The organism is Nocardia asteroides (assembly GCA_019930625.1).
In the GTDB taxonomy this organism is placed as follows: Bacteria; Actinomycetota; Actinomycetes; order Mycobacteriales; family Mycobacteriaceae; genus Nocardia; species Nocardia sputi.
This window is the reverse complement of record CP082844.1, coordinates 2,204,499-2,230,768: the sequence shown is the minus strand read 5'-3', so window position 1 is coordinate 2,230,768 and position 26,270 is coordinate 2,204,499. Positions and strand designations below refer to the sequence as shown.

Below are 26,270 nucleotides of genomic sequence, written 5' to 3'. Positions count from 1 at the left end.
GGGATGGAAACGGGCTCATGAACACCTACGCATTGCGCCCCGATCGGTTCGACCGAGCAGGCCAGGACCAGCTCGTCGACGTGCGTGACCTACAGGCCGCGCTGCCCGGCATCCGCCGCTTGCGCGCCTGGGCGCACGAAGCACTCGCGCTGCGGCCCGGCGAACACGCCGTCGACATCGGCTCCGGCACCGGAACGGAGGTCATGACCTTCGCCGAAGCGGTCGGCCCGGACGGCAGCGCGATCGGCGTCGAACCGGACCCGCATCTGCTCGCCTCCGCCGAACGCCGCGCCGCCCAGGCCGGGTCGACGGCCAGATTCCACTCCGGTGACGCCTACGGCGTGCCCTTCGGCGCGGAAAGCTTCGACGCCGTCCTGTGCGAGCGGGTCTTCCAGCACCTGACCGCCCCCGCCCGGGCGGCCAACGAGATCGCGCGCGTGTTGCGTCCGGGCGGACGCGTCGTCGTCGTGGACAGCGATTGGGGCACGGCGATCATGCACCCCGGGGACCGGGGGGTCGTCCGCGAGGTGATCGATACGCTGGTTTCGGCGACCACCAATCCGCTCTCCGGCCGCCGGCTCCCCGGTCTGCTCACCAAGGCAGGCCTGGTGGTCGACGACATCGGTTCGCAGGCCTTGGTGCAGGATCGCGGCGTCGGAGCGGGCTCTCTGGTCACCAGGGTCTCGGCCATGGCCGTCGCACGTGGTGCGATCACCGAGGCTCAGCGCGACCGACTGCTCACCGATCTCGAGGCGGCCGCCGCCAACGGTGATATCCACCTCTCGGTCACCATGTTCGCCGTCCTCGCGCACAAGCCGCGCTGAACCGCCCGATGGCCGTCGACGTGCTGACCGACGTCGTGATCGACCGCTCTCGCGAGCTGGTCGCGGCATACGCGGCCGATCCAGCGCACGCGCCCGCCTGGTACTCGCGCATTCACGGCGTCACCTGGGAGACGGAGCCGCCGCTGCGCGTCGGCTCACGGATGGCATTCGTCGCCCGCTTCCTCGGCAGCAAGCTGGTCTACACCTATGAGGTCGTCGACTACCACCCCGGCTCACTGCTGGTGATGCGCACCGCGCAGGGGCCGTTTCCGATGGAGACGACCTACACCTGGGCGGACACCCCGGAGGGCGGTACCCGCATGACACTGCGCAACCGCGGCGAACCGAGCGGATTCGGGAAACTGGCCGCACCTGCACTGGAGGCGGCAATCCGACGGGCGAACCGCGCCGACCTGACCCGGCTCAAAGAGCTGTTGGAGACCGGGTAGGAGGCTGCGGCGCCTTCGCTCGGAGGGACACGGGCCGAGGGCATCGGCTACCGAGCCGAGGCCGGACCATCGGGAACGCCCGGCACGGATTCGTGCCGGGCAGGCCCGTTGCGTTCTACTTGCCGAGCAGCTTCTCGGTGGCCGCCAGCAGCACGCAGGTGGCCAGGCCGTCCATCGCCTTCTCCAGCTCGGGCAGCTTGGGGAAGCTCGGCGCGATCCGGATGTTCTTGTCCTCCGGGTCGTTGCGGTACGGGAAAGCCGAACCGGCGGCGGTGAGCGCGATGCCCGCCTCCTTCGCGAGCGCGATCACCCGCGCCGCCGTGCCCTCCAGCACGTCCAGGCTGATGAAGTAGCCGCCCTTCGGCTCGGTCCACGACGCCACCTTCGAAGCGCCGAGCCGGTCCTCGAGGATCTTCAGCACCAAGGCGAACTTCGGCTCGAGGATCGCGCGGTGCTTCTGCATGTGCGCCCGCACGCCGTCGGCATCTCCGAAGAAGCGCAAGTGGCGCAGCTGGTTGATCTTGTCCGGCCCGATGCTCTTCTTCGCCGCGTGGCTGAGGTACCAGTCCAGGTTCGCGGTGGAACCGCCGATGAAGCTCACGCCCGCGCCCGCGAAGGTGATCTTCGAGGTGGAGGCGAACACCAAGGGCCGGTTGGGGTTTCCGGCCGCGGCGGCCAGGCCGAGCACGTCGATCACCGGGGCGGCGGTGTCGGTGAGCGGGTGCACGGCGTACGCGTTGTCCCAGAACAGCCGGAAGTCCGGCGCCGCGGCGGGCATCGAAACGAGTTCGCGGACAACGTCTTCGGAGAAGACCACGCCGGTCGGGTTGGAATAGTTCGGCACTGCCCACAGGCCCTTGATCTGCGGATCGTTCGCCAGCAGCTCGGCGATGGCGTGCGTGTCGGGACCGTCGTGGCGCATCGGGATCGGGATCATCTCGAAACCGAGCGCTTCGGTGATCGCGAAGTGACGGTCGTAACCGGGAGCCGGGCACAGGAACTTCAGGGTGTCCTCGGCGGCCCAGCGACGCTCGGAATCGTTGGTGCCGTACAGCATCGCGTAGGCGATCACGTCGTGCATCAGCTCGAGACTGGCGTTGTTGCCCGCGAGCAGGTTGTCCACCGGGATGTTGAGCAGCTCGCCGAAGATCGCGCGCAGTTCCGGCAGACCGTGCAGGCCACCGTAGTTGCGGCAGTCGGTGCCGGTGCCGTCGCGGAAATCGCCCTCGCCGGGCAGCTGCAGGAGCGGGGCGGACAGATCGAGTTGTTCCGGCGAAGGTTTCCCCCGGGTCAGGTCCAGCGTGAGCTTCTCGGTCTCGAGCGTCGCGTAGTTCGCGGTCTGGGTCTCGTGCTCGAGCACGAGCTCCTCATGGCTCATCAAACCGATCTGCGTTTGCCGGGGCATCCTGGGCAGCCTTTCAAGCAGCGAAGGGACGATGGGTTTGGCCGGACCGATGTGCGGCGGCGGCCGAACAGTTGTCCGTGCAGACGCATGTGCATCCGCGGACGGGGTTCACGTTACCCGTGCATTGCCCGGAATTGGAGGCGTTATCGGAGGCGGGATGAGGGTGACCCGCACCGCCGGGCGACGGCGAGGCAACAGCGCATGCGCCCGAGCGACCCCATTTGAAGGGGACCCCGCGCACCCGGCAGAGCCCGTTGACCCTTGCTGCCTTCCGGCCCTGGGGGAGTTCACAGGATGCGCGCCGCGCGGGATCCGTCGGCCAGTGTAGCGCCTCCGGCCGCCAAACCCATCCTCCGGGTCCACACCCACACGCGACCAGGCACTTCACCCCCAACCCCGCCCCTATTTGGCGACCGACGGGGGGCTACCGGTATGCTGCTCCACGGAGGATTCGCCTAGTGGCCTATGGCGCTCGCCTGGAACGCGGGTTGGGTTAACGCCCTCAGGGGTTCAAATCCCCTATCCTCCGCCGGAGAGAGTCCAGGTCAGGAGCAGTTACACCCTCCTGACCTGGACCTACGGCGACCCCACCGATCGAACATGCCGCTGAGGGTTGTCGGCGGACACGGCTCCGACCAACCGAAGCAGCCGCATGGTGGCGAACATCGTCCCTTGTACTACTGAATCCGGTACCGCCACGAGGGCAAGCAGCCGAGAGTCGCATTCGATCGCCGCCGTGCGGCAAACGCGCGACGGCCACGGTGCCCACATCCAGCCGGCGCATGCCATGGCGGGCTACCGCGCAGGCCGGCCCTCTGGACCCTCCGGCAGTCAGAGCCGGAAGATGCGCGCCCCCACTCCCCACCCGGCGCTGGACCAGTTGGGGCCGAAACAAGCCACCGTGCCCGCCTGTCCGACAGGCAGGTCTTGGCGCGTTGTGTACTGGCCGAAGATCGGCGGATTGGCGGTGAAGTTGTATCCGATGCAGTCGATCTCGAGTCGGTAGTTGCCCGCATCGCCTTGGCAGATCCCGTTGTAGGACCATGGACCGTTCATCGATCCTGAGCAGCCGGGCTGGGCGGCGGCCGTGCCGGTGGCCGTCCCCGTGAGAGCGACTGCCACAACGGGAGCTGCCAGGCACATCGCTATTGCTCGAATCGAGGTTCGCATACTGGACTCCGATTGTCGTTTGGGTCGATTACATGGGATGTATCGACGTTATGTCGCAACACGTTACAGAGTGGAGACTGTGACAAGGAGGCGAACGCGGACGAATCCCGCTCGGGCGCTTACGAATCGGATGCAGGGTAAGCCACCTACTCGGGACACGCTCTGCCACCATCGAAGTCGTCGGCCATCACACGAAGGTGCCGCCCGTCGGTCGGCACCGGCACCGGCACCGGCACCGCCGGTTATGGCGAGATGTCACTACAGCGATGCCGACCGAACCCTCGGCTCCCGGTAGCACGGCGAACTCGTTTCGCCCGATCCAGGCTGTGCGACCGACGATTCCGATGGAATGATCTCCCCGTGACTCAGTGGCTTCCGCTTTTCGGTTCTCTCATCGTCGCCGTCGCGGCATTGGTCGGTGTGCTGGTCAACAACCGCACGAACCGGGCGGCGCTCACCGCCGCGGACGAGCGGAACCGGGTCACCTTGGACGCGGCGCAGCGGAACGTGGAGTTGACCAACGCGGCGGCCGAGCGGCGCGAGCACGACAAATGGCGGCGGGAATCAGTGCTGAGCGCGGTCTCCTCGGTGCTGGCCATCTCGAGCGACGTCCGCCTGCAGTTGTTGCACTGTGATCGCTGGGAGGCCGAGGAACTGGATCAGGTGGACGACGAGATCCGGCAGGCCGTCGAGGGTTCGCGGGGGTTCATCAGCAGTCTGCGCGTCGTGGCGCATCGCAAGATTCCCAATCGCTGCGAGGACCTGATGCGTACGCTCACCGCGGCGCTGAACATCAGCTTGCAGCGCCGACGGATCGAACTCGACGGCGAGGCGACGGCCGAAGAGATCAGCGAGATCCAGGCGCTGTGGTCGCGGGCGATCGAGAACACCGTCGAGGAAGAACGCTCGGTCATCAACGCCACCCGGCTCGAGCTCGAGATCAAGATCTCCGCCGAAGTCCACCAGGCCACGCCGCAGCCGGCCCTCGCACGCTCCTGAGCGCCGGCGATCACACCGGCCGGGACGCGGAGTCCAGCCGGGTGCGGTGTACTTCGAGCAGCGCGGCACGGAGGTGGGCGGCGTAGGCGTCGAGGTCAGGTAGCACCGCCGGATCCGAGTGCAGCGAGATGGTGACGGTGTCGCCCAAGCCGTGCACGCCGTGCGTGAGGTGCATGACGGAGCCGAGGGCCGGGAAGCCCGCGGTGAAACGCACGGCGCCGCCGCCGAAGGCGAGGTCCGCAGGGCCGCGGTCGACGCTGGAGACGACGGTGTGGCCCGAGATCGAGTCGGGCACGGTGTCGACCGGATAGCGGTCCAGATCCCGGCGCAGGATCGGAGCGGGGATGGTCGAGGTGACCCGGTCCTGCGCGGACAGCAGCGGATGCCGTGCTCGGACACGCCGGTCGACGAGCGCCGCCGCGATCTTGTCGGCGCGTACACGCAGGTCCGGTTCATCGATGAAGAGGTCGACGCCGAGACTGCGATAGTTGTTGCGAGGGTAGGTGAGCTCGGGAAGGGCCATCGGAACCTGCGCGCCGAGACGCTCGACCGGCTCACCTCGGTCGGCCAGGTAGCGAGCGAGCGCCAGCGACACCGCGGTCAAGGCGACGACCGTGACGGTACGGCCGGGAACGCGCAGGTCTTCGGCCGGGAATACGAGCACCCGGGCTTCGTGCCGCAAGGCCGCTTCCGCGGCGGCTCGATTCAGCACGCTCGGCGGATAACCCGTTCCGGGTGGCGGCACCTCACCGGCCTCGGTCAAATGATCCAGCCGTTGCCGCGCTCGAAACGCCTCGTAACCGCGCACCGCGGTCACGGCCAACCGAACCGGCGTACGCAGAACACCGAGAGCCGTGTCGGCCAGCACTCCGGCCGCCGTTGCACTCGCCGGCACCGCGGAGCCGGTCATCCGCAGAGGAGCCCCTACCGCCGAGCCGACGCCGCGACGATCAGCAAGCAGCGCGGACAGTCTCTGTGTGGGTGGCTTCCACCATGATGGATGACCGGACGTGCGCCGGTCGCCAATCGAGCCGCCCGCCGCTGCGGCATCGTCCTCGCCCGCGGCCCGTACTCCATCGGGCGACACCGACGCGGCTCGGCTTCCGTGCTGTGCTGCGAGGTCCCCCGACGCGCTGAACAGCGCACGCGCGATCGCCGAAGCACGCCGGCCATCGGCCAGGGCATGCGACATCTGGAGTACTACCACCAGCGCGGGCTCCCCCTCCTGTCCCGGCGCGTCGACGATGCCGCGGAACACGTGCAGCCGCCACGGCTGTACGGCGGCGTCGACGCCGGTGCCGAGCAGATCGCCGAGGACGTCCAGCAGATGCGACCAATTACGCTCCGCCAGTTCGTGTTCCACGAATTGCTCGGAGCCGGATTCGCACCGCTTCCAAGACGGGTAATCGACGTCCGAGGGCAGTTCGCGCAGCCGGACCCGAAGGTCCGCGATCCGCGCGCTCCGTTCGGCGACGACCGCGCGTAGTTCTTCGGTGGGTCGTCCGCGATCGGCGAAGCAATACAGCAGAAAAAGGTCGTTGCGTGTGCGTTTGGACAGCCAATACATCGTCGCGTCCTGCGGTGCCATCGCGCTCACGAGTAAAACGATATCGACTCGGATCCGGCGGCGCCCGGCGAGCCCGGGTGATGTGAATGATCTTGTTTCACAGTTTGGCGCGGAAAATCCCCTCGATTCCGCCGCACAGCTCTGCTACCGTCTGTAGTAGGAACGCATACCACTCTCACCCAGGGCGGGGTGTCGGCCATGGCTATGGATTCAGCGCGCATAATCGGCAAGCAAGCCAATGATATGGACGAGCGATATCGCGCCGCGGCGTTCATGAAGCGATCGATCAACAAGGTCTTCCCCACGCATTGGTCGTTTCTGCTGGGCGAGATCGCGCTCTACAGCTTCATCATCCTGCTGCTGTCGGGCGTCTACCTGACGTTGTTTTTCGACCCGTCCATGGCGGAAGTGGTCTATGACGGCTCCTACCAGCCACTGCGCGGTGTGACCATGTCGCGGGCGTATGAGACGACACTCAACCTCTCCTTCGAGGTACGCGGCGGCCTGTTCGTGCGGCAGGTGCATCACTGGGCGGCGCTGCTGTTCGCGGCGTCGATCATCGTGCATCTGTTCCGGATCTTCTTCACCGGCGCGTTCCGCAAGCCGCGGGAGGCGAACTGGGTGATCGGATCGCTGCTGCTGATCCTGGCGATGTTCGAGGGCTTCTTCGGGTACTCGCTGCCGGACGACCTGCTCTCGGGCACGGGTCTGCGGGCGGCGTTCTCCGGGATCACGATCTCGATCCCGATCATCGGCACGTGGATGCACTGGCTGATGTTCGGCGGCGACTTCCCCGGCGACATCATCATCCCGCGCTTGTACATCGCGCACGTGCTGCTGTTCCCGGGCATCATCCTGGCGTTGATCGCCGCGCACGTGGCGCTGGTGTGGTATCAGAAGCACACCCAGTTCCCCGGCCCGGGGCGCACGGAGAACAACGTGGTGGGCGCGCGGATCGTGCCGGTGTTCGCCGCCGACCAGGGCGCGTTCTTCGCCTTCACCCTCGGCATCGTGGGCATCATGGGCGGGGTGTTCCAGATCAACCCGATCTGGAACCTGGGTCCCTACAACCCCTCGCAGGTGTCGGCGGGTTCGCAGCCGGACTTCTACATGATGTGGACCGACGGCATGGCCCGGTTGATGCCGCCGTGGGAGCTGTACATCGGCAACTACACCGTGCCCGCGGTGTTCTGGGTCGCGTTGATCATGGGCTTGGTGTTCGCCGTCCTGATCGCCTACCCGTGGATCGAGAAGCGGCTCACCGGCGACCGGGCTTACCACAACTTGTTGCAACGCCCGCGTGACGTGCCCGTTCGCACGGCGATCGGCGCGATGGCGATCGCGTTCTACGTGGTCCTGACCCTGTCGTGCGTCAACGACATCATCGCCTACAAGTTCGATATCTCCCTGAACGCGACCACGTGGGTGGGCCGGATCGGCATTCTGCTCGGACCTCCGGTGGCCTACTTCCTGGCCTACCGCATCTGCCTCGGGCTGCAGCGCAGCGACCGCGCGGTGCTCGAGCACGGCATCGAGACCGGCGTGGTCAAGCGCTTGCCGCACGGCGAGTACATCGAGGTGCACCAGCCGCTCGGCCCGGTGGACGAGCACGGTCACCCGATCCCGCTGGAGTACCAGGGCGCGCCGGTACCGAAGAAGATGAGCAAGCTGGGCGCGGCGGGCAAGCCGGGCACGGGCAGCTTCCTGCGGGCGGATCCGCGCGAGGAGAGCGAGCGGCACTTCGCGACCGAGCACGAAGAGGAACGCAAACAGCTCGCCGTGCTGCGCACGGTTCAGCAACGAGCGAACGGTGACGGAAACGGCTCCGGCCACCGATGATTCGAGGGCACCGCCCCTCCTGCTCGAAAATCGCGAAGGCCCCGAGTCCGCACGACCCGGGGCCCGCTTTGCCTTGTTCAGGCGATTCTGGAGCGGTTCAGCCGCGCCGGAACTCTCCCGTCGAGACCCCCGTTAGGAATGCATCCCACTCACCCGGCGCAAACGCCAAGACCGGGCCACTTCCACTGTCCTTGGTGTCACGAACCGCGACACTGCCGTCGACGAGAAAAGCGACTTCCACGCAGTTCCCATCCGGACCGCTGTATGTGCTCTTGCGCCACACAGCGCCCGTCCAATCAACCTCCACGGCACTAGCTCCTTTGCTGCGTCGAGAGCGAGATTTCTCCTGACATCGTTCCAGCTAGCATCGGTACCCGACTCCGGAAGCCGAATCCCGTGGTGCACTCCTCGCCGGAGCGCACATTCTCGGTGCGTCGATATCGCACATCGAGTTCGAGAGGAAATTAACCTCGCGCGGGGCCTGTCCCCGCGCGGTAACACTAGCAGGTCCCTCGAAAGTTTGCCGGGCTCTTGCCTATTCAATCATCGCAACCACACACGTTTGCGAAGCAGGGAAGTTGCGGGAGCATTGCCAGCCCGTGGCATTCATTCCCAGCACCGGCGTACCACAATGTATTTAACGGATGTGATTGCTCTGTTATCGGACGACAATTCGCGCACGGCCACGGGCCGCGTCGACGCCGCGGCGGCGGCCGTGCATGATGGAACCTATGGTCGAACGCGCTCGCGACGACGCAGGTCGTGCCCGTAATGCCCGTCCGCGCGACCGCCTCGGGCGTCCACTGCCTCCCGGCAGCACCGGAGTTGCCCGAATTCCCGATGATCTCGATCTTCCACCCCAGCAAACCTTGGCCTTCGCCCAGCAACTGCTGGACGACGGACTAGCATTCAACGCACACGAGGTTTTAGAGGCCGCGTGGAAGAACGGACCGTTCGCCGAGCGGATGCTGTGGCAGGCGCTCGCGCAGTTCGCTGTCGGGCTAACCCACATACAGCGCGGAAATCCCAAGGGAGCGCGTACACTGCTCGCCCGCGCTGTGTCGCGGTTGACGGCATACCGCCCCGAGAGTGGGCAGGCGCCCTACGATATCGACCTCACCGGACTGGTCGCGCACGCCGAATCACTACTCGCCACGCTGGCGGCCGGCGACGAACCGTCCGAGGCCGACCTGCGGCCGCGTCTGTGCGTCTGACCGCCCGGCTTTTACCATGGCCGACGTGCGCACCTCATCGTCTACCAGCCGGGCCCGTGCCTGAGCCGGGCGCGGGCAGGTATGCGCCGAGCCCGTCCGGGGACCTGCACCTGGGCAATCTCCGCACCGCGCTGCTGGCCTGGGCGTTCGCTCGCTCCACCGGCCGCCGGTTCCTGCTCCGCATCGATGATCTGGACCGGGTGCGCCCCGGTGCGCAGCAGCGGCAGCTGGAGGATCTCGCCGCGATCGGCGTGGATTGGGACGGACCGGTGGTACGCCAGTCCGATCGATTGCCGCGGTACGAGGCGGCCATCGAACGCCTCACCGCCGCCGGGCTCACCTACGAATGCTTCTGCACCCGAAGGGAAATTCAGAAGGCCGCGTCGGCGCCACACGGGCCGTCGGGCGCCTACCCCGGCACCTGTCGCACGCTGAGCGCGTCGGCGCGCGACCGGTGGCGCGCCGAGGGCCGCCCGGCCGCGCTGCGCCTGCGGGCCACCGCGACGCAGTTCGAAGTGCACGACGAGCTGCACGGTCGCTACCGCGGTCCGGTCGACGACGTGGTGCTGCGCCGTGGCGACGGCATCCCGGCCTACAACCTCGCCGTCGTGGTCGACGACGCGGCACAAGGCGTGGACCAGGTGGTGCGCGGTGACGACCTTTTGCCGTCGACCCCGCGACAGGCGTACCTCGCGACGCTGCTCGACCTTCCGGTGCCGCGCTACGCCCACGTGCCGCTGGTGCTCAACACCGAACGGCGGCGACTGGCGAAACGGGATGGGGCGGTGACACTCCGCGAACGCTTGGCGCTCGGCAACACGCCGGAGGAAGTAGTCTCGGCACTGGCCGCTTCGCTCGGCTGCGCCGCGACATCGTCGTCCGAGCTACTCGCGCGTTTCGACGCCGGGCGGCTACCCCGCGAACCATGGATACTCGACGTGAATGGGTTGTTGCAACGCAGCCGATGTCCGTAACGTACGCATCGTCCAACTACTGATCAATCGACGAGGACAAACAACTATGACAAGCGGTGGGTACGACCCCAACCAGTATCCGCAGGGCGGGCAGCCGTACGGGCAGCCGTACCCGCAGGGCGGCGACCAGTACGGTCAGCAGCCTCAGTACGGTCAGCAGCCGCAGTACGGGCAGCAGCCCCAGTACGGGCAGCAACAGCCGCAGTACGGCCAGCAGCCGCAGTACGGGCAGGATCCCTACGGTCAGTACCCGCAGCAGCCCGGGTTCAACAACTACGGCGGCCAGCCGGGCGATCTCGGCACCCGCATCGGCGCCCGCGTCATCGACGCGATCATCCTGATGATCCCGTACTTCATCCTCTACCTCCTGGTCAACAACTCGGTGGGCTTGACCATCGGTCTCGGCCTGGTCTGGACCCTGGTCCAGCTCGGCTACTTCGTCGGCATGGAGACCTCGCAGGGCACCACGCTCGGCAAGAAGATCCTCGGCCTGAAGGTGCTCGCCCCCGGTGGCGCCGCGAAGATCGACCCGGTCACCTCGCTGAAGCGCAACGTGTTCGTCGCGGCGAACATCATTCCGTGCGTCGGCGGCCTCGTCTCGCTCGGCTTGGCGATCTACATCATGGTCACCATCTCGCAGGACCCGAACAAGCAGGGCTGGCACGACAAGTTCGCGGGCGGCACCCAGGTCGTCAAGGCCTGATCCGCCACAGCGGCACCGAATGCGTAGGGGCGCACCCGAATCGGGTGCGCCCCTGCTGCTTCCCGGCCCGCGCCGCTACGCGCTGGTCGCTCCCGCGATGATCACGACGACGAACCACAGGATGCCGAGCACGATCGCGCCGACGCCGATCCAGATGCCGGCCAGCGCCATGCCGCGCCCTTCTTGACCGCTCTGCTTGATCTGGTTCAGTGCGACCACGCCGAGGATGATGCCGACGATCGAGCCGAGCCCACAGGTGACGAACCCGACCAGCGACGAGATCAGCGCACCGATCGCCAAGCCGTTGGTGCCCTGCGCCGGGACGCCGTAGGGCTGATAGGGACTCTGATAGCCGTAGTTCGGCTGGGGGTACGGCTGTTGCTGATAGGGCGGGTACTGCGGTTGCGGAGGCGGCGTCATCGGCTGCGAGGGCGGCTGTACCGGGTACTGCGGCGCCGACGGGTAACCCGACGGCGGCTGCTCAGGGCTCGGGTACTGCGGCACCGAGCTCTGCCCACCGGACTCCGGCGACACGCCTTGGCCGCCGTACTGCTTCCACCACTCGTCGGAATCGCCGGGATTCGTCATTGCTACAGCGTATTCCACAACCTGGTTGGATGATGCGGGTGAGTGAGTCGAAAACCACCCAAGAGCACGGCGGGCCTGGGCGCCCCGCGGACCATGCGGCATTTGCCCAGGTGGCGCGGGGGTACTACGCACCGATCGTGGCACTGTTCACTGCGACCTTGATCATTTCCAATATCTGCGCCACCAAGGGGGTGGAGTTCCTCGGCGATCGCTCGGTGTCGCTGGGGCCGCTGCAAATCCTGCCGATCGCCACCGACGGCGCCTTCTTCCTGTTCCCGCTGGCCTACATCCTCGGCGACGTACTGAGCGAGGTGTACGGCTTCCGCGCCACTCGGCGCGCCATCTACTACGGCTTCGCCGGACTGCTGCTGACGGTCGTCTGCTTCGCCATCGCCATCCGGCTGCCCGCCGCGGGGTTCTACGAGAACCAAGAGGCGTTCCGCACCGTCCTCGGGACGACGCCGCGCCTGGTCGTCGCGGGTCTGGCCGGGTACTTCGTCGGCCAGCTGCTCAATTCCGCGACGCTGGTGCTGATCAAGGAGCGGACGAAGGAAAAGTACCTGTGGGCCAGGCTGATCGGGTCGACCATCGTCGGCGAACTCGCCGACACGCTGATCTTCTGCTCGATCGCCGCGGGCGCCATCGGTATCGACACCTGGCAGCAGTTCGTCAACTACGTGATCGTCGGCTTCATCTGGAAAACGCTCTGCGAGGTAATTGTGCTTCCGATCACCTACCGGGTCATCGCGTTCCTCAAGAAGCACGAACCCACCTACGCGCCCACGCAAGGCGATCCGCTGCGCACCTGACGAAATCACATAGAACTTCTCCCACTCCCCCAGCGGCCCAGTGTCTCGGCCTTGTGTTCATCGAAGTAGCCGCCCTCGATGCTGTCCCGGATACGGTCGACCAGGCGAATCGTGAATCGCTCGTTGTGGATGGTGCACAGCGTGGCCGCGAGCATCTCCTTGGCCTTGAACAGGTGGTGCAGGTAGGCGCGCGTGTAGTTGGCGCAGGTGTAGCAGTCGCAGTTCTCGTCGATCGGGGTGAAGTCGCGACGGAAACGGCTGGTGTTGATGTTGAACCGGCCGGTGTCGATGTAGATCGCGGCGTTGCGGGCAACCCGGGACGGGTTGACGCAGTCGAAGGTGTCCGCGCCGTTCTCGACGGCGGTGAAGACGTCCTCCGGTTCGCTGATGCCCAGCATGTGACGCGGTTTGTCCTCGGGCAGCTCGTCGCAGCACCATCCGACGATGGCGCCCAGGTTGTGCTTCTCCAGCGCGCCGCCGATGCCGTAACCGTCGAATGCCGTTCCCCCGCTCGCGCGAATCGACTCGAGCCCGCGACATGCCTTACGGCGCAGGTCCTCGTACTGCGCGCCTTGGACGACGGCGAACAGCGCCTGGTACGGGCGGTGGGTGCGGGCGGCGGTCAACCGCTCGTGCTCGTCGATGCAGCGCTGCGCCCACTCGTGCGTTCGCTGCACCGAGCGCTCCTGGTAGGCACGGGTATTGAGCAGGGTGGTGAGCTCGTCGAAAGCGAACATGATGTCGGCGCCGAGCTGGTGCTGGATGCCCATCGACACCTCGGGGGTGAACCGGTGCGCCGAGCCGTCGAGGTGTGAGCGGAACGTGACACCGTCGTCGTCCACGGTGGCCAACCGCTCTTTGCCGGGTGCGATCACGTCGTCGCTGCGGACGTCGACCGCCTCCATCGCCAGCACCTTCTTGAAGCCCACACCCAAGGACATCACCTGGAACCCGCCGCTGTCGGTGAAGGTCGGTCCCGGCCAGTTCATGAACGCGCCCAGCCCGCCCGCTTCGTCCACGATGTCGGGGCCCGGCTGCAGGTAGAGGTGGTAGGCGTTGGCCAGCAGCGCCTGGGCGCCGAGCTCACGCATGGTCTCCGGCAGCACCGCCTTGACCGTCGCTTTGGTGCCCACCGGGATGAAGGCGGGCGTGGCGATCGGACCGTGCGGCGTGGCGATCACCCCGGACCGGCCGTGCCGCCCGTCCAGGCGCGTACCGACGGTGAAGGAGAAGGATTCGGGACCGGGCACCCCGCTATCCTCGCAGTTCGCCGATCGCAGACCGCGGCAGGCCGCCGGTCGGCGCCGGTGGCCGGATCACACCACTCCCGCGAACTGGGCGTTGTACAAGCGGTAGTACGCCCCGCGTTCGGCGAGCAGGCGTTCGTGCGTGCCGTGTTCCACGATCCGGCCCGCTTCCATGACGACGATCAGATCGGCGTCGCGAATGGTGGACAGGCGGTGGGCGATGACGAAGCTGGTCCGGTCGCGACGCAGCGCGGCGGTGGCATGTTGCACCAGCACCTCGGTGCGGGTATCCACCGAGCTGGTCGCCTCGTCCAGGATGAGGATCGACGGTTTGGCCAGGAACGCGCGCGCGATGGTGATCAGCTGTTTCTCGCCCGCGCTGACCCCGGAGCCCTCCTCGTCGATGACCGTGTCGTAGCCGTCGGGCAGGGCGTGCACGAAGCGGTCGACGTAGGCGGCGCGCGCCGCGGCGAGGATATCCTCCTCGCTCGCGTTCGGGTTGCCGTAGGCGATGTTCTCCCGGATGGTGCCGCGGAACAGCCAGGTGTCCTGCAGGACCATGCCGATGCGCGAACGCAGGTGGTCCCGGGTGATCTCGGTGATGTCGACGCCGTCGACCGTGATCGCGCCCGCGTCCAGTTCGTAGAACCGCATGAGCAGGTTCACCAGCGTGGTCTTGCCCGCGCCGGTCGGGCCGACGATGGCGACCACATGGCCGGGCTCGGCCAGCAGGGAGAGCCGCTCGATCACCGGCTTGTCGGGTTCGTAGCGGAACGAGACGGCCTCGAATTCCACCCGGCCGCGGTCGACCGGGCGGGCGTCGGCCATCACCGGGTCCGGACTCTGCTCCTCGGCGTCGAGGATCTCGAAGATCCGCTCGGCCGAGGCGACGCCGGACTGCAACAGGTTGGCCATCGCGCCGAGCTGGGTCAGCGGCTGGCTGAACTGGCGGGAGTACTGGATGAACGCCTGCACCTCACCGAGCGAGAGGCTGCCCGTCGCGACTTTGAGGCCGCCTACCAGCGCGACCAGCACGAAGTTCACGTTTCCCAAAAACATGATCGCGGGCATGATCAGGCCCGAGATGAACTGCGCTTTGAAGCTGGCCTGGTAGAGCTCTTCGTTGCGCTGGTCGAACTCCTTGCCGACCTCGCGGTTGCGGCCGAACGCGGTGACCACCTCGTGCCCCGTGTAGGCCTCCTCGACCTGGGCGTTGACCAGTCCGGTGTACTTCCACTGGTTGACGAAGTGCGGCTTGGACCGTTTCGCGATCTGCGCGGTGACCACGATCGCGGCGGGGACGGTGAGCAACGCGATCACCGCGAGCACCCACGAGATCCAGAACATCATGACCAGGATGCCGAGCACCGAGAACACCGAGATGAGTAGCTGGCTCATGGTCTGCTGCAGGCTCTGGGAGACGTTGTCCACGTCGTTGGTCACCCGGCTGAGCACGTCACCGCGCGGCGCGGAGTCGAAGTAGCGCAACGGAAGCCGATGGATCTTGTCCTCGACGTCGCTGCGCAGCCGCTTCACCGTCCGGTTGATCACGATGTTGAGCAGGTACCCCTGCAACCACCCGAAGACGGCGGCGCCGATGTACAGCGCGAGCACCACGGCGAGAACCCTGCCGACCGCGCCGAAGTCCACTCCCACGCCGGGGACCACGTCCATGGCGCCGAGCATGTCCGCGAAGGTGTCGTCGCCCTCGGCTCGCAGCGCTTCGATCGCTTGTTCCTTGGTCATGCCGGGCGGCAGTTGCTTGCCGACCACGCCGTCGAAGACCAAGTTGGTCGCCTTGCCGAGAATGTAGGGGCCGAGGGTGTTCAGCACCACCGACGCGAGGACGAGCGCGATGATCAGCCCGACCTGCAACCGTTCCGGGGCGAGCCTGCGCAGCAGTCGTTTCAGGGATGGTCCGAACGATTTCGCCTTGCTGTCCGGAGCACCGGGACCGGGCATTCCGGGTCTCATCGCGCCTCCTCGGCACTCAGCTGTGACTCGACGATCTCCCGGTATTCCGAGCAATCCCGCATGAGTTGCTCGTGGGTGCCGACACCCGCCATCGCGCCGTCTTCGAGCACCACGATCTGGTCCGCGTCCCGGATGGTGGCTATCCGTTGGGCGACGATCAGGACCGAGGCGTCGGCGGTCTCCGGCTTCAGCGCTTCGCGCAGCCTGGCGTCGGTCGCGACGTCGAGCGCGGAGAACGAGTCGTCGAACAGGTACACCCTCGGCTTCTTCACCAGCGCTCGCGCGATGGCCAGCCGTTGACGCTGACCTCCGGAAACCGTTGTGCCGCCTTGGGCGACGGAGGCTTGCAATCCCTCCGGCATCTCCCGCACGAAATCGGCGGCCTGCGCGATTTCCAGCGCACGCCATAGTTCCTCGTCGGTGGCGTGCGGATTGCCGTAACGCAGATTGCTCGCGACCGTGCCGGAGAACAGATACGCCTTCTGCGGGACGAGGCCGATCTGCGCACGCAACACCTCGAGGTCGATATGGCGGACGTCGGTGCCGCCGACGTAGACCGCGCCGTCGGTGACGTCCATCAACCGGGGGATCAGGTTGACCAGCGTGGTTTTCCCGGAGCCGGTGGAGCCGACGATCGCGGTGGTGGTGCCGGGACGCATCTGGAACCGGATGGCTCTCAGCACCGGCTTCTCCGCGCCGGGGAAGGCGAACTCGGCGAATTGGATGTCCACGACGGCCGGGTCGTCGGTGAACGGCTGCGGCAGGCGCGGCGGGTGGACCGAGGATTCGGTGTCGAGCACCTCGCCGATCCGGTCGGCGGAGACCGCGGCGCGCGGCGCCATCATGGCCAGGAACGAGGCCATCATCACGGCCGTGAGGATCTGCATGATGTAGGACAGCAGCGCGGTGAGCGAACCGATCTGCATATGCCCTTCGTCGATCGCGTGCCCGCCGAACCAGATCACCGCGACGGCGGTGACATTGCTGATCAGCATGACTGTGGGGAACATCAGCGCCATCAACCGGCCGACGCGCACCGCGGTATCGGTGAGTTCGGTGTTGGCCAGGCCGAACCGCCAGGTCTCCTGCCGTTCCCGCACGAACGCCCTGACCACGCGGATGCCGGTGATCTGCTCGCGCAGCACCCGATTCACCTCGTCGATCCTGGCCTGCATGTCCCGGAAACCGGGCACCATCTTGGAGATCAGCACGGCCATGGACAGCCCCAGCGCGGGCACCGCGATCAGCAGCAGCCAGGACAGACCCAGGTCTTCGCGCAACGCCATGATGATGCCGCCCACGCACATGATCGGCGCCATCACCAGGATGGTCGCCGACATCACGACGAGCAGCTGAACCTGCTGAATATCGTTGGTATTGCGGGTGATCAGCGAGGGCGCGCCGAACATCTTCACTTCCCGCGCGGAGAATGTGCCGACGCGGTGCAGCAGCGCGCCGCGCAGGTCGCGGCCGGCGCCCATGGCGGCCTGCGCGCCGAGATAGACCGAGGCGGCCGACGCGACGATCTGCACGCCCGTGACCGCGAGCATCCACAAGCCGGTGGTCCAGATGTAGCCGATATCACCTTTGGTGACGCCGTTGTCGATCAGGTCCGCGTTCAGGCTGGGCAGATACAGCATCGCGATGACGGAGATCAGCTGAAGCACAACGACCCCCGCGAGCTGGGCGCGGTAGGGGTACAGATGTGTGCGTAGCAGTCTGGTCAGCATGATGAATCGCAGGCTACCGGCTGTCGGCGCGATACGTCGTGGAGATTCCTGACCTGCATGAATGCTCTCCCGTCGGGGTGTGCGCGGAGTCAGCGGCGCGCCCAGGCGCCGGGATCTCCGGTGAGCGCTTCGACGAATCCGGGCAGCCGGTTGCTCGCGATGTCGGCGATGGTGACGTTCTCCAGCACCGCCCGGATGTTGACCCGCAGCGCGATCCACACCCGCTGCAACGGCTCGGCCGCGCCGGAATAGTGGACGTCCTCCGGTCGCGCACCGCGCACCGAGGCCAGCGGGCCCTCGATCGCGCGGATCACGTCGGCGATGGAGATCTCGGCGGCGGGCCTGGCCAGCCAATAGCCGCCGTCCGGACCGCGTCTGCTGATCACCAGTTCGGCTCGGCGCAATTCGCCGAGCACGGACTCGAGCACTTTGGGTGGAATTCGCTGGGCGGTCGCGATCGCTTCGGCCTTCACCACCGGTGCGACCTGTACGAGCGGTGCGCCGAGCCCGAGCGCGGACTGGTCGAGCCGCGGCGCACTTGCGATTTCGAGCAGCGTTCGCACCGCGTAATCGACCTTCGCGGTGATGTGCACAGCGATGACTCCTGGCGTCGAGGTGGGATAGCTCGAATCTACGCGGCGCCGCCACCTGCCAGCACGCAGGTCGCGGCATCCAGCAGTGAGGATTCCACCACCGAATCGTCCGCACCAGGCACGAGTTCCTTGGACACCAGCGCCACCCCGATCACCTCGAGCGCCGCGCAGGCGCGCAACTGCGCCTCGTCGGTGGCGTCCGGTCCGGCCAGCCACTCGCGCAGCGCCCGGCTGGCGTCCATCAGATCCGGATAGCGATCCGCCATGACGTTGACGATCGCGACGGTGTCGCGCACGACGAGCGCACCGGCGTCACGGTGATGGATGAGGCCGCGCAAGTAGACCCGCAGGACCTGGCGAATGCTCTCGGCGTCGTGCGGCACCTGGTCGAGATCGTCGACTACCGAACGCATGTGATCGACGATCGGATCGATGATCGCCAATAGCAGATCGAGCTTCGACGCGTAGTGATAGTAGAGTGACGCCTTTGTGATTCCTACCGCATCCGCGACCTCGCGCAGGCTGGTCTGCTCGAATCCTTTGGCGCCGAACAGCTTCATCGCGGCCTCGCGAATCGCGCTTTTAGTGCCTCCACCTGCGGCGACAGCGCCGGGTGTGTCACGCACAGACATCCGATGATCCTCTCATCACCTTCACATCGAGCGAATATCGCCCGGCAGAATAGAGGTTGTACCTCCGCTTAGCTCCTGGGTAGTCTACCTACCGCACGGTAGGCAGAAAGCGTCAGTGGAGGCGGAGACAGGCAGGGCATCTCCGCGAGAGTGCTGTCTACACGCAGAACCAGCACGATCCCAGTCATCGCTAGGAGAAACCACTCGTGTCCGTTTATCTGTATAGATGGGGAAAGTTCGCTTTCCGCAGGAAATGGATAGTCCTTCCCGTCTGGCTCGTCTTGTTCGTGCTCCTCGGTGGCCTCGGAGCACAGCTCAGCAAGCCGATGACGAACGACTTCAGCCTGCCGAACCTGCCCTCCGAACGCGCCAACGAGATCCTCGACAAGCACTTCCCCGGCGCCTCCGCCGCGTTCAAGTTCGACGCCGTCACCGGCACATACGTCATCGGCGCGCTCGAGGGGCAGAAGCTGACCGACCCGGCGAGCCGTGCGGCGCTGGAAGCGTTCATCGCCAAGCTGGGCCAGCTCGACATCGTCGATCACAGCAAGCCGGTGGTCGACCCGGTCGAAGCGGCCGAGCAGATGGGCTGCCTGTCCGCCCCTGATCCCGCGCAGTGCAGTGGCGCGCCGCTGAACGTGCTCAGCAAGACCGCGCCGGAGACGGTGGCGGTGATCAACGTGCCGTTCACGATCAAGACATTCACCGACGTGACCGACGAGCATCGCGCGGCGGCCTACGACGTGGCCGCCGACGCGCGCAACGCCGGGCTCACCGTGGAGATGAGCGGCTCTATCGCGCAGAAGCAGGAAGCCCCCAGCGGCAAGTCCGAGATGATCGGCATGGCTGTCGCACTGTTGGTGATGATCGTGGCGTTCGGCGCGATCGTCGCCGCTTTCGTGCCGATCGTCACCGCGATCGTCGGCCTCGGCGCGGCCACCTCGCTGATCATGGTCGGCACCTCGGTGATCGAGGTGCCCAGCTTCACCACGTTCCTCGCCTCGATGATCGGCATCGCGTTGTCCATCGACTACGCGCTGTTCATCGTCTCCAGGTACAAGCACGAACTGGCGGTGCAGGATTCGCCGGAAGAGGCCGCGGGCAGCGCCCTCGGCACGGCCGGTTCCGCTGTGGTGTTCGCCGGCCTGACGGTCATCATCGCGCTCGCGGGCCTGAGCGTGGTCGGCGTCAAATTCATGACGTTCATGGGTCTGGGTGGCGCGATCGCCGCCGCTTTCGCGGTGCTCACCGCGATCACGCTGATGCCCGCCCTGCTCGGCGCGTTCGGCCGCTTCCTGTTCAAGCCGAAGTTGCCGCTGATCGCCCAGCACGACCCCGAGGACGACAACTCGGTCACCAACGGCATGCGCTTCGGCAGGCTGATCGGCAAGGCGCCGTGGGCCGCGCTGCTGCTGAGCATCGTGGTGCTCGGCGCGCTCGCCGCCCCCGCCACCGGCCTGAACCTCGGCCTGCCCGGCGAGGACAGCATGCCGAAGACCTCGACCGTCCGCAAGGCCTACGAGCTGCGCACCGAGGGCTTCGGCGAAGGAAGTAACGGCATACTGAACGTGGCCGTCGATCTGGCCGACGTCCCCGCCGACAACCGCGATGCGGCGGTCGAGGCGCTGCGCACCAAGCTCGCGTCGTACCCGGGCATGGATTACGTGACCGCGCCGCAGTGGAGCGAGGACAAGCAGGGCGCGCTACTGGACGGTGTGCCGAAGTCGGGACCGAACAACCAGGCCACCAAGGACCTGGTGCAAGACGCCCGTGAAGCCGAAGGCGCGCTGCGGGCCGAGTACGGCATCCAGTACGGCGTCACCGGGACCACGGCGATCTACGCCGACATCGACCATGTGCTGCTCAGCAAGATCGTGCCGTACCTGGCGATCGTGGCGGGCGCCGCGTTCGTCCTGCTGATCCTGGTGTTCCGTTCGGTCCTGGTGCCGCTCACCGCGGCGCTCGGCTTCCTGCTGTCGATGGCCGCGACCTTCGGTGCGACCGTGCTCGTCTTCCAGGAAGGCGCGCTCGGCCTGATCGAGGATCCGCATCCGCTGGTGAGCTTCCTGCCGATCATGCTGATCGGTCTGGTGTTCGGTCTGGCGATGGACTACCAGGTATTCCTGGTGACCCGGATGCGCGAGGAGTTCGTGCACGGCAAGTCGCCGACGGACGCGGTGGTCGCCGGTTACCACCACGGCGCCCGCGTGGTGACTGCGGCGGCGATCATCATGATCTCGGTGTTCGGTTCGTTCCTGATGGAGACCGACGTGACGGCCAAGTCCATGGGCTTCGCCTTGGCGGTCGGCGTGCTGCTGGACGCGTTCGTCGTCCGGATGGTGCTGATCCCGTCGTTGCTGGTGATCATGGGCAAGTGGTCGTGGTGGATGCCGAAGTGGCTCGACCGCATCCTGCCCGACATCGACGTCGAGGGCACGAAGCTGCGTGAGTTGCAGCAGCGTTCGGCCGAGACGGCGAAGCAGCCGGTCGGCGTCGGCTGATCCGACAACCGTCACTCGGCCCCGCACCCGGATCTCTCGGGCGCGGGGCCGAGTGCGTTTCAGGAGCTGGGTTGCGGAAGTTCGCACGCGCCGACTCTCGGGTTCACCCCGACGTAGTTGAGCGGACCGGCGAGGGCGGTGAGACCGATCGTGCCCCAACCGGCGCAGTTGATCGGAGGGCCGCTGTCGAAATAATGCCGCTGACCGGCTGCCAGCAACCCGATCGCCAGCCATGCCAGCAGCAGGAACCCGAACAGTTGGGAGCCCGCCCCTGGACCGCGCCTGGCACGCGCACGGCGTTCGTAATCGCGCATCTCATCGGCTCCTTCCGTGCTCCTCCCATGGGGCGGATACCCGGAATGCACACAGTTACCTAAATAATCACTGGTAAAACCGCATGAGTGCATCTTTAGCTAATATTCAGCTTACGCAATGCGAGACCCGACCGTGTCACTTGCCGCCACACCTCACACGACAACGGACGGCCAGGCGGCGCACCGCGCCTGGCCGTCCGTCCTCAGTGACGCTCGACTACGGACTCGGCTGTGGGACGTTGCAGTCCTCCACCTTCGGGTTCACGCCCATGTAGTTGAGCGGCCCCGCGATGACCGTGACGACGACGGTGCCGAAACCGGCGCAGTTGACCGGCCCGCTGTCGAAATAGTTGCGTTGTGCCGCGGCGATCACGCCGATCAGCAACCAGACCAAAACGATTATGCTTCCAATTCTCATGTTTCTCTCGCGCATCGTTCCCGCGCGGATTGTCCGACGGCGCATCTGGCATCGCGTCCTTCCCGCACTTACCGTATCGGGCGTATACCCCGGATTCCGTCCGATATCCGTCGCCGCACGGCAATTTTCGGGCCTTGTCGGGGTACGGGCGGGCGTGGGTCGTCCGCTGGTACCTTCGGCGAGCGTGGCGCTGCTGCAGTGGTCGATTCCCGGGTGGGTGATCCTTCTCGTGCTAGTGGCGGTCTACGAGCTGACCGTGAACAAACGCCGCAGGCGCCGCCGCGCTCCGGTTTCCGGCACGTTCACCGACGAGTTCACCGCGCTGTTCTACGCGACCAAACGTATGGAACTGGATCACCGGGAATCGGTGTCCATGCTGCGCGACGAGCAGGAGGGGGACGCGCCCCCACTGGTCGCGATCGACCTCGACCGCCGCAAGGTTGTGCTGCGCAGGAACGTGAGCGGATAGCGAATTCCCCTGCACGCCTGCGAAGGCGACGGTGCTCGGAGCAGAATGAGGCCCATGCGTGGCTCGATGAGTGAGAGATGGCAACGGTTCGGCGAGCACCTCGAGTCCGCGCCGGGGCGGTTGCCGAGCGGGGTCCGCAAAGTCCTGCGCGCGAGAACCGCCGCGACCGCGGACTCGCACGAGGACATCGCGCCGGAACTCGCCGCCTTCGCCGAACTCGTGGCCGACCGGTCCTACCGGGTCACCGAGCAGGACATCGCGGCGCTGAAGGCCGCCGGGCACGACGACGACGAGATCTTCGAGGCGACCGCCGTCGCCGCCTACGGCGCGGCGGATCGGCGCTTGCGGGCCGCGCGCCGAGCGTGGGAAGGATAAGAAGATGTGGCTCGAGGCTGTACGGTCCGGGCACGACCGGCCGACCAGATTCATGCTGTGGACGATGCGGCGGTTCAGTGGCGTCGAGGTCCCCGCGGTGCTGAAAGTGCTCTTCTATCGGCATCGGTTCTTCGGCTCGCCGCTGTCGGAGTCGATCCAGGACGTCATGCGCGGACCTTCGTACTGGACCGTCGCCGAACGCGAGATCTTCGCGACGCACACCTCCCTGGCCAATGAGTGCCCGTTCTGCGCCACCTCGCACGAGGCGATCGCGGGCGCGTACGTCGACGCCGACGTGGTGACCCGCGCGCTGGCCGACGGCGCGGACTCCCCCCTGCGCCCCGAAGCGCGCGTCATGCTCGGCTTCCTCGCGAAAATGGCCCGTGACCCGGACGGGTTGACTCCCGAGGACGCCGCGGTGGTCCGGCTGGCGGGTGTTTCCCGAGATGCGTTCGACGAGGCCGTCTGGGTGGGCACGTACTTCAACGTGATCAATCGGATGATGAACGCGGTCGGGGCGGGCCCGCTGGAGGGCAGGCAGCCCAGCGTGAGCGCCCGATTCATCAAACTCGCCGGCTACCGCATGCCGGCGCCGGTGACATTGTTCTCACGCGGGGTCTGACCGGCGTTTCGAGCGATCCGCTCGCGTACCGGATGGTTTTGTGTTCTCCTCGAATGGTGAGCCAAGTCCACTTGGGGCACATTTTTCACATCGCCGGCAGTCCTGCTGCCGACGATGTTCCGACCGCGCTGGTCGACGTGCCGGACGGGGCACTGATAATCGACGTTCACGGCCGGGTCGCATTTTGTGGATCACGCTCCGATATCCCGGCCGAGTATCGCGTCGAAACAGTGTTCGATCATCGGCCCGGATTCCTGCTTCCCGGGTTCGTCGACACCCATGTTCATTTCCCCCAGACCTTCGCGGGTGACGCTTACGGCGGTGGCCAACTGCTGGAGTGGCTGGAATCGTGCATCTATCCCGCGGAATCCCGGTACGCCGACCCGGAATTCGCACGGTCGGCGGCCGCCGAATTCTGTACACGGCGCATCGCCGCGGGCACCACGGCGGCGATGGTCTTCGGCTCGGCGTTTCCACAGGCGCAGGACGCGCTGTTCACCGAGACGCGCAGGTGTGGTCTACGGATGGTCGGCGGGCGCGGTATCCAAACGACGGGAGAGCGCTCGGCGGCAGCCCTGACCACCACCGAGGACGACGCCATCCGGCTGACGAGCGAGGAGATCGACAAATGGCACGCGGCCGACACCGGTGACATGAACACCGCGCTGTTGCACGTGGCGATCGTGCCACGCTTTTCTCTGGCGGTGACTCGCCGGACCTTGGAAAACCTCGGCGAATTGTACGATTCGGTGCGCGGACGCGGCGTCTATTTCCACAGTCACCTCAACGAGAACAACCGTCCGGGAACCGGCGAAGTCGACGCCACCAAGCAGGCGTACGGCGTGGCCACCTATCTCGACACCTATGACGGCAAGTTCCTGCCCGGTTCCGCGGCAGGGGGCAAAAGCCTGCTGGGCAGGCGCAGCATCCTCGCCCACTGCGTGCACTGCCAGGACGTCGAGCTGCGGCGGATGGCCGAAACCGGCACGTCGGTCGCGCACTGTCCGGTGTCCCAGCAGTTCCTCGGCTCGGGCACCATGCCGTGGAAGCGGACGCTCGCCTCGGGAGTCACGGTGGCCGCGGGCACCGATTACGGCGGCGGCGACGAATGGCTGATTCCCCAGGTGCTGTCGGCCGCGTTCAAAGTGCACATTTCCGAACCGGGCGAGCACGGCGTCTCGATGCACCCGGCGGAAATGCTGTTCACCGGCACGCTGGCGGGCGCGCGTGCCTTGGATATGGAAAATCGGTTCGGGAATTTCGACGTCGGTAAGGAAGCCGATTTCGTCGTTGTCGAACCGGCGCGCGTTCCGGCGCTGGAAAGAATGCTGGCGCACGGCATTCGTTCCGAAGACCCCGCACTGGCCCGGGATCAGACGCTGTTCGCGTTGCTGATGGGCATCCGCGAGCCCGCGATCGCCGAGGTCTACGTGCAGGGTAGACGCATCGACGTCCGATAGCTTTCGATGACCGCCACCGCCACCGCCGTCACGGTCTTTCACCGACCGGCGCACGACGCGGATTTCCGGGCGTGGTCGGCCAGGATGACCGAAATCGCCCGATGTGTAGACGGATTCGTGAACTCCTCTGTGTCGGTTACCGAACACCCGCTGTTCGAGCCGGGATTCAGCGTAACCTTCCGATCCGAGCCGTCGCTGCACGAATACTTGGATTCGACCGAACGGTCGAGCGTCCTTTCCGAGGGCGAATCCCTCGGCTTCCACTGCAAGAGTGCGGATCTGATCATCGTCGAAGGCGAGTCACCGCCGCCCGGTATCGGCGTATTCCGGCACAACGTCGCGCCCGGCAAGGAAGCGGAATTCCAGGCGACCGAGGCGCGTCTCGTCGCCGCGAGTTCCAAGTTCCCGGGATTCGAAGGCGCCGCCTTGTTCCCGTCCGACGGAGGTCGGTGGTTTTCAGTGCTGCGCTTCCGCACGGCACGGCAGTTGTCGGAATGGATGCGCTCGGACGAACGCGCCGCCGCCTTGCCGGAATTGCGCTCGAAGCTGACCGAGGACTTCACCGTGGACGCGCACACCACGCCGTTCGGCTCTACGGTGCGAACGGTCGGCGGCGAGACCAGGATGACCCCGACGTGGAAGACCGCGATGCTGGTGTTGCTGGTGCTGTACCCGACGGTGATGGTGCTGTCGCGCTTCTTCGGGCCCGTGCTCGACCGGCTCGGTGCGCAACCGTGGCTGGCGTTGTGGCTGAGCCAGATCGTGAGCGTGGGCTTGATGAGCTATTTCCTGTCGCCTGCGGTCGCCACCTATTTCCGCCGGTGGCTCGATCCGGTCGACGGTGCGGGCCGCCGGATCAGCATCGCCGGGGCAGCGGTGATCATCGCGCTCTACGCGCTGACGCTGCTGCTGTTCGCGTCGGTGCGATGGTTGCAGTACTGGGACTACAACGACTGAACGGCTCAGGACAGGTCGAGATGGCGGTTCATGGACATCGCCGCCTCGGCCAGTTCGGGGAGCTCGAGCACGGTCACGCCCGCCTGCCGCAGCTTCTCCACACCGACGCAATTCACGACGAACGTGGACGGCTCACGCCACGCGATCACCACGACCGGGATGCGTGCCCGCAGTATCCGGTCGGTGCACGGCAACCGGTCCTTCGTCGCGCGTTCCGAGCAGGGTTCCAGCGTGCTGTAGAGCGTGGCCCGCCCCAGCCGCGGATCCTCCGAATCGAGCTTGCCGAGCGCGGCCTCCTCGGCGTGTTGCTTCGGGTCGGACTCGCGGGAGTAGCCGGTCGCGATCTCCGCCCCGTCGGCGACGATCACCGCACCCACCGAGAACGCGCCCTCGGCCACCGGGCACAGTCGCGCGAGCGCGATCGCCCGGTTCATCCA

27 protein-coding genes, 1 tRNA gene and 1 other RNA gene are annotated in these 26,270 nt (G+C 66.5%); 15 read left to right on the top strand and 14 right to left on the bottom strand.

The window, feature by feature from the left end:
* Positions 1–17: 17 nt before the first annotated feature.
* Together K8O92_10225 and K8O92_10220 are read left to right on the top strand one after the other, a co-directional pair.
* Positions 18–824 carry a methyltransferase domain-containing protein gene (locus K8O92_10225; protein UAK35589.1) on the top strand — a complete coding sequence of 269 codons (807 nt, stop codon included), beginning with the start codon at positions 18–20 and terminating at the stop codon, positions 822–824.
* 8 nt (positions 825–832) lie between these two features.
* Positions 833–1,273 carry an SRPBCC family protein gene (locus K8O92_10220; GenBank protein ID UAK34209.1) on the top strand — a complete coding sequence of 147 codons (441 nt, stop codon included), beginning with the start codon at positions 833–835 and terminating at the stop codon, positions 1,271–1,273.
* Positions 1,274–1,388: 115 nt separating this feature from the next.
* Here the strand turns inward: K8O92_10220 and K8O92_10215 are convergent, their stop codons facing one another.
* Together K8O92_10215 and ffs are read right to left on the bottom strand one after the other, a co-directional pair.
* Complete coding sequence (locus K8O92_10215) at positions 1,389–2,678, bottom strand: aminotransferase class I/II-fold pyridoxal phosphate-dependent enzyme (GenBank protein ID UAK34208.1); 1,290 nt, start codon at positions 2,676–2,678, stop codon at positions 1,389–1,391.
* 222 nt (positions 2,679–2,900) lie between these two features.
* Positions 2,901–2,995: signal recognition particle sRNA small type (ffs, locus tag K8O92_10210), an RNA gene on the bottom strand.
* Positions 2,996–3,122: 127 nt separating this feature from the next.
* Between ffs and K8O92_10205 the strand changes: the two genes are divergently transcribed.
* Positions 3,123–3,207, top strand: a tRNA-Ser gene (locus tag K8O92_10205).
* 302 nt (positions 3,208–3,509) lie between these two features.
* On the opposite strand, the gene K8O92_10200 is transcribed toward K8O92_10205, so the two are convergent.
* Complete coding sequence (locus K8O92_10200) at positions 3,510–3,734, bottom strand: hypothetical protein (protein ID UAK34207.1); 225 nt, start codon at positions 3,732–3,734, stop codon at positions 3,510–3,512.
* 474 nt (positions 3,735–4,208) lie between these two features.
* Between K8O92_10200 and K8O92_10195 the strand changes: the two genes are divergently transcribed.
* On the top strand, positions 4,209–4,847 hold the full coding sequence (locus K8O92_10195; protein ID UAK34206.1) for a hypothetical protein: 639 nt from the start codon (positions 4,209–4,211) through the stop codon (positions 4,845–4,847).
* Positions 4,848–4,857: 10 nt separating this feature from the next.
* Here K8O92_10195 and K8O92_10190 read toward each other — a convergent pair whose 3' ends face one another.
* Positions 4,858–6,444, bottom strand: a complete 1,587-nt coding sequence (locus K8O92_10190) for a WSD1 family O-acyltransferase (protein ID UAK34205.1) — start codon at positions 6,442–6,444, stop codon at positions 4,858–4,860.
* A 168-nt stretch (positions 6,445–6,612) separates the two neighbouring features.
* Between K8O92_10190 and K8O92_10185 the strand changes: the two genes are divergently transcribed.
* Positions 6,613–8,253: a cytochrome bc complex cytochrome b subunit gene (locus K8O92_10185; GenBank protein UAK34204.1), complete on the top strand. Its 1,641-nt coding sequence runs from the start codon at positions 6,613–6,615 to the stop codon at positions 8,251–8,253.
* Between the two features lie 97 nt (positions 8,254–8,350).
* Here the strand turns inward: K8O92_10185 and K8O92_10180 are convergent, their stop codons facing one another.
* Positions 8,351–8,560, bottom strand: a complete 210-nt coding sequence (locus K8O92_10180; GenBank protein ID UAK34203.1) for a DUF397 domain-containing protein — start codon at positions 8,558–8,560, stop codon at positions 8,351–8,353.
* A 424-nt stretch (positions 8,561–8,984) separates the two neighbouring features.
* Between K8O92_10180 and K8O92_10175 the strand changes: the two genes are divergently transcribed.
* Genes K8O92_10175 through K8O92_10165 form a run of 3 tightly spaced genes read left to right on the top strand, consistent with a single transcriptional unit; the run spans position 8,985 to position 11,144 of the window.
* Positions 8,985–9,467, top strand: coding sequence for a DUF309 domain-containing protein (locus K8O92_10175; GenBank protein ID UAK34202.1), 483 nt, complete (start codon positions 8,985–8,987; stop codon positions 9,465–9,467).
* Positions 9,468–9,523: 56 nt separating this feature from the next.
* Positions 9,524–10,441 carry a tRNA glutamyl-Q(34) synthetase GluQRS gene (gluQRS, locus tag K8O92_10170; protein UAK34201.1) on the top strand — a complete coding sequence of 306 codons (918 nt, stop codon included), beginning with the start codon at positions 9,524–9,526 and terminating at the stop codon, positions 10,439–10,441.
* Positions 10,442–10,487: 46 nt separating this feature from the next.
* On the top strand, positions 10,488–11,144 hold the full coding sequence (locus tag K8O92_10165) for an RDD family protein (GenBank protein UAK34200.1): 657 nt from the start codon (positions 10,488–10,490) through the stop codon (positions 11,142–11,144).
* A gap of 75 nt (positions 11,145–11,219) precedes the next feature.
* Here K8O92_10165 and K8O92_10160 read toward each other — a convergent pair whose 3' ends face one another.
* Positions 11,220–11,732 (bottom strand): DUF4190 domain-containing protein, encoded by a 513-nt coding sequence (locus K8O92_10160; GenBank protein UAK34199.1) that lies wholly within the window; start codon positions 11,730–11,732, stop codon positions 11,220–11,222.
* A gap of 29 nt (positions 11,733–11,761) precedes the next feature.
* Between K8O92_10160 and K8O92_10155 the strand changes: the two genes are divergently transcribed.
* Positions 11,762–12,541: a queuosine precursor transporter gene (locus tag K8O92_10155; GenBank protein UAK34198.1), complete on the top strand. Its 780-nt coding sequence runs from the start codon at positions 11,762–11,764 to the stop codon at positions 12,539–12,541.
* 5 nt (positions 12,542–12,546) lie between these two features.
* Here the strand turns inward: K8O92_10155 and tgt are convergent, their stop codons facing one another.
* The 5 genes from tgt to K8O92_10130 all read right to left on the bottom strand — a co-directional run bounded on the left by tgt (position 12,547) and on the right by K8O92_10130 (position 18,717).
* Positions 12,547–13,791, bottom strand: coding sequence for a tRNA guanosine(34) transglycosylase Tgt (gene tgt / locus K8O92_10150; protein ID UAK34197.1), 1,245 nt, complete (start codon positions 13,789–13,791; stop codon positions 12,547–12,549).
* A gap of 66 nt (positions 13,792–13,857) precedes the next feature.
* Complete coding sequence (locus K8O92_10145) at positions 13,858–15,762, bottom strand: ABC transporter ATP-binding protein/permease (GenBank protein UAK34196.1); 1,905 nt, start codon at positions 15,760–15,762, stop codon at positions 13,858–13,860.
* Positions 15,759–17,492, bottom strand: coding sequence for an ABC transporter ATP-binding protein/permease (locus K8O92_10140; protein UAK34195.1), 1,734 nt, complete (start codon positions 17,490–17,492; stop codon positions 15,759–15,761). Before K8O92_10140 ends, K8O92_10145 begins: the two co-directional genes overlap by 4 nt.
* Before the next feature lie 89 nt (positions 17,493–17,581).
* Entirely contained in the window at positions 17,582–18,085 is a 504-nt protein-coding gene (locus K8O92_10135; GenBank protein UAK34194.1) for an Rrf2 family transcriptional regulator, read from the bottom strand.
* Between the two features lie 38 nt (positions 18,086–18,123).
* Entirely contained in the window at positions 18,124–18,717 is a 594-nt protein-coding gene (locus K8O92_10130) for a TetR/AcrR family transcriptional regulator (protein ID UAK34193.1), read from the bottom strand.
* Between the two features lie 206 nt (positions 18,718–18,923).
* Here K8O92_10130 and K8O92_10125 point away from each other — a divergent pair, with 206 nt between their 5' ends.
* Positions 18,924–21,218: an MMPL family transporter gene (locus tag K8O92_10125; protein UAK34192.1), complete on the top strand. Its 2,295-nt coding sequence runs from the start codon at positions 18,924–18,926 to the stop codon at positions 21,216–21,218.
* Between the two features lie 59 nt (positions 21,219–21,277).
* Here the strand turns inward: K8O92_10125 and K8O92_10120 are convergent, their stop codons facing one another.
* Entirely contained in the window at positions 21,278–21,475 is a 198-nt protein-coding gene (locus K8O92_10120; protein UAK35588.1) for a hypothetical protein, read from the bottom strand.
* Positions 21,476–21,749: 274 nt separating this feature from the next.
* Positions 21,750–21,950 carry a hypothetical protein gene (locus K8O92_10115; GenBank protein ID UAK34191.1) on the bottom strand — a complete coding sequence of 67 codons (201 nt, stop codon included), beginning with the start codon at positions 21,948–21,950 and terminating at the stop codon, positions 21,750–21,752.
* Positions 21,951–22,134: 184 nt separating this feature from the next.
* Between K8O92_10115 and K8O92_10110 the strand changes: the two genes are divergently transcribed.
* The 5 genes from K8O92_10110 to K8O92_10090 all read left to right on the top strand — a co-directional run bounded on the left by K8O92_10110 (position 22,135) and on the right by K8O92_10090 (position 25,833).
* Positions 22,135–22,419: a DUF6191 domain-containing protein gene (locus tag K8O92_10110; protein ID UAK34190.1), complete on the top strand. Its 285-nt coding sequence runs from the start codon at positions 22,135–22,137 to the stop codon at positions 22,417–22,419.
* Between the two features lie 66 nt (positions 22,420–22,485).
* On the top strand, positions 22,486–22,794 hold the full coding sequence (locus K8O92_10105) for a hypothetical protein (protein ID UAK34189.1): 309 nt from the start codon (positions 22,486–22,488) through the stop codon (positions 22,792–22,794).
* 64 nt (positions 22,795–22,858) lie between these two features.
* Positions 22,859–23,416 (top strand): hypothetical protein, encoded by a 558-nt coding sequence (locus tag K8O92_10100; protein ID UAK34188.1) that lies wholly within the window; start codon positions 22,859–22,861, stop codon positions 23,414–23,416.
* A gap of 53 nt (positions 23,417–23,469) precedes the next feature.
* Positions 23,470–24,876: an amidohydrolase family protein gene (locus K8O92_10095; GenBank protein UAK34187.1), complete on the top strand. Its 1,407-nt coding sequence runs from the start codon at positions 23,470–23,472 to the stop codon at positions 24,874–24,876.
* Positions 24,877–24,882: 6 nt separating this feature from the next.
* The gene (locus K8O92_10090) at positions 24,883–25,833 is read left to right on the top strand and encodes an antibiotic biosynthesis monooxygenase (GenBank protein UAK34186.1); all 951 of its coding nucleotides are present in this window, start codon (positions 24,883–24,885) and stop codon (positions 25,831–25,833) included.
* 5 nt (positions 25,834–25,838) lie between these two features.
* Here K8O92_10090 and K8O92_10085 read toward each other — a convergent pair whose 3' ends face one another.
* Entirely contained in the window at positions 25,839–26,267 is a 429-nt protein-coding gene (locus K8O92_10085; protein UAK35587.1) for a dCMP deaminase, read from the bottom strand.
* Positions 26,268–26,270: the final 3 nt, after the last annotated feature.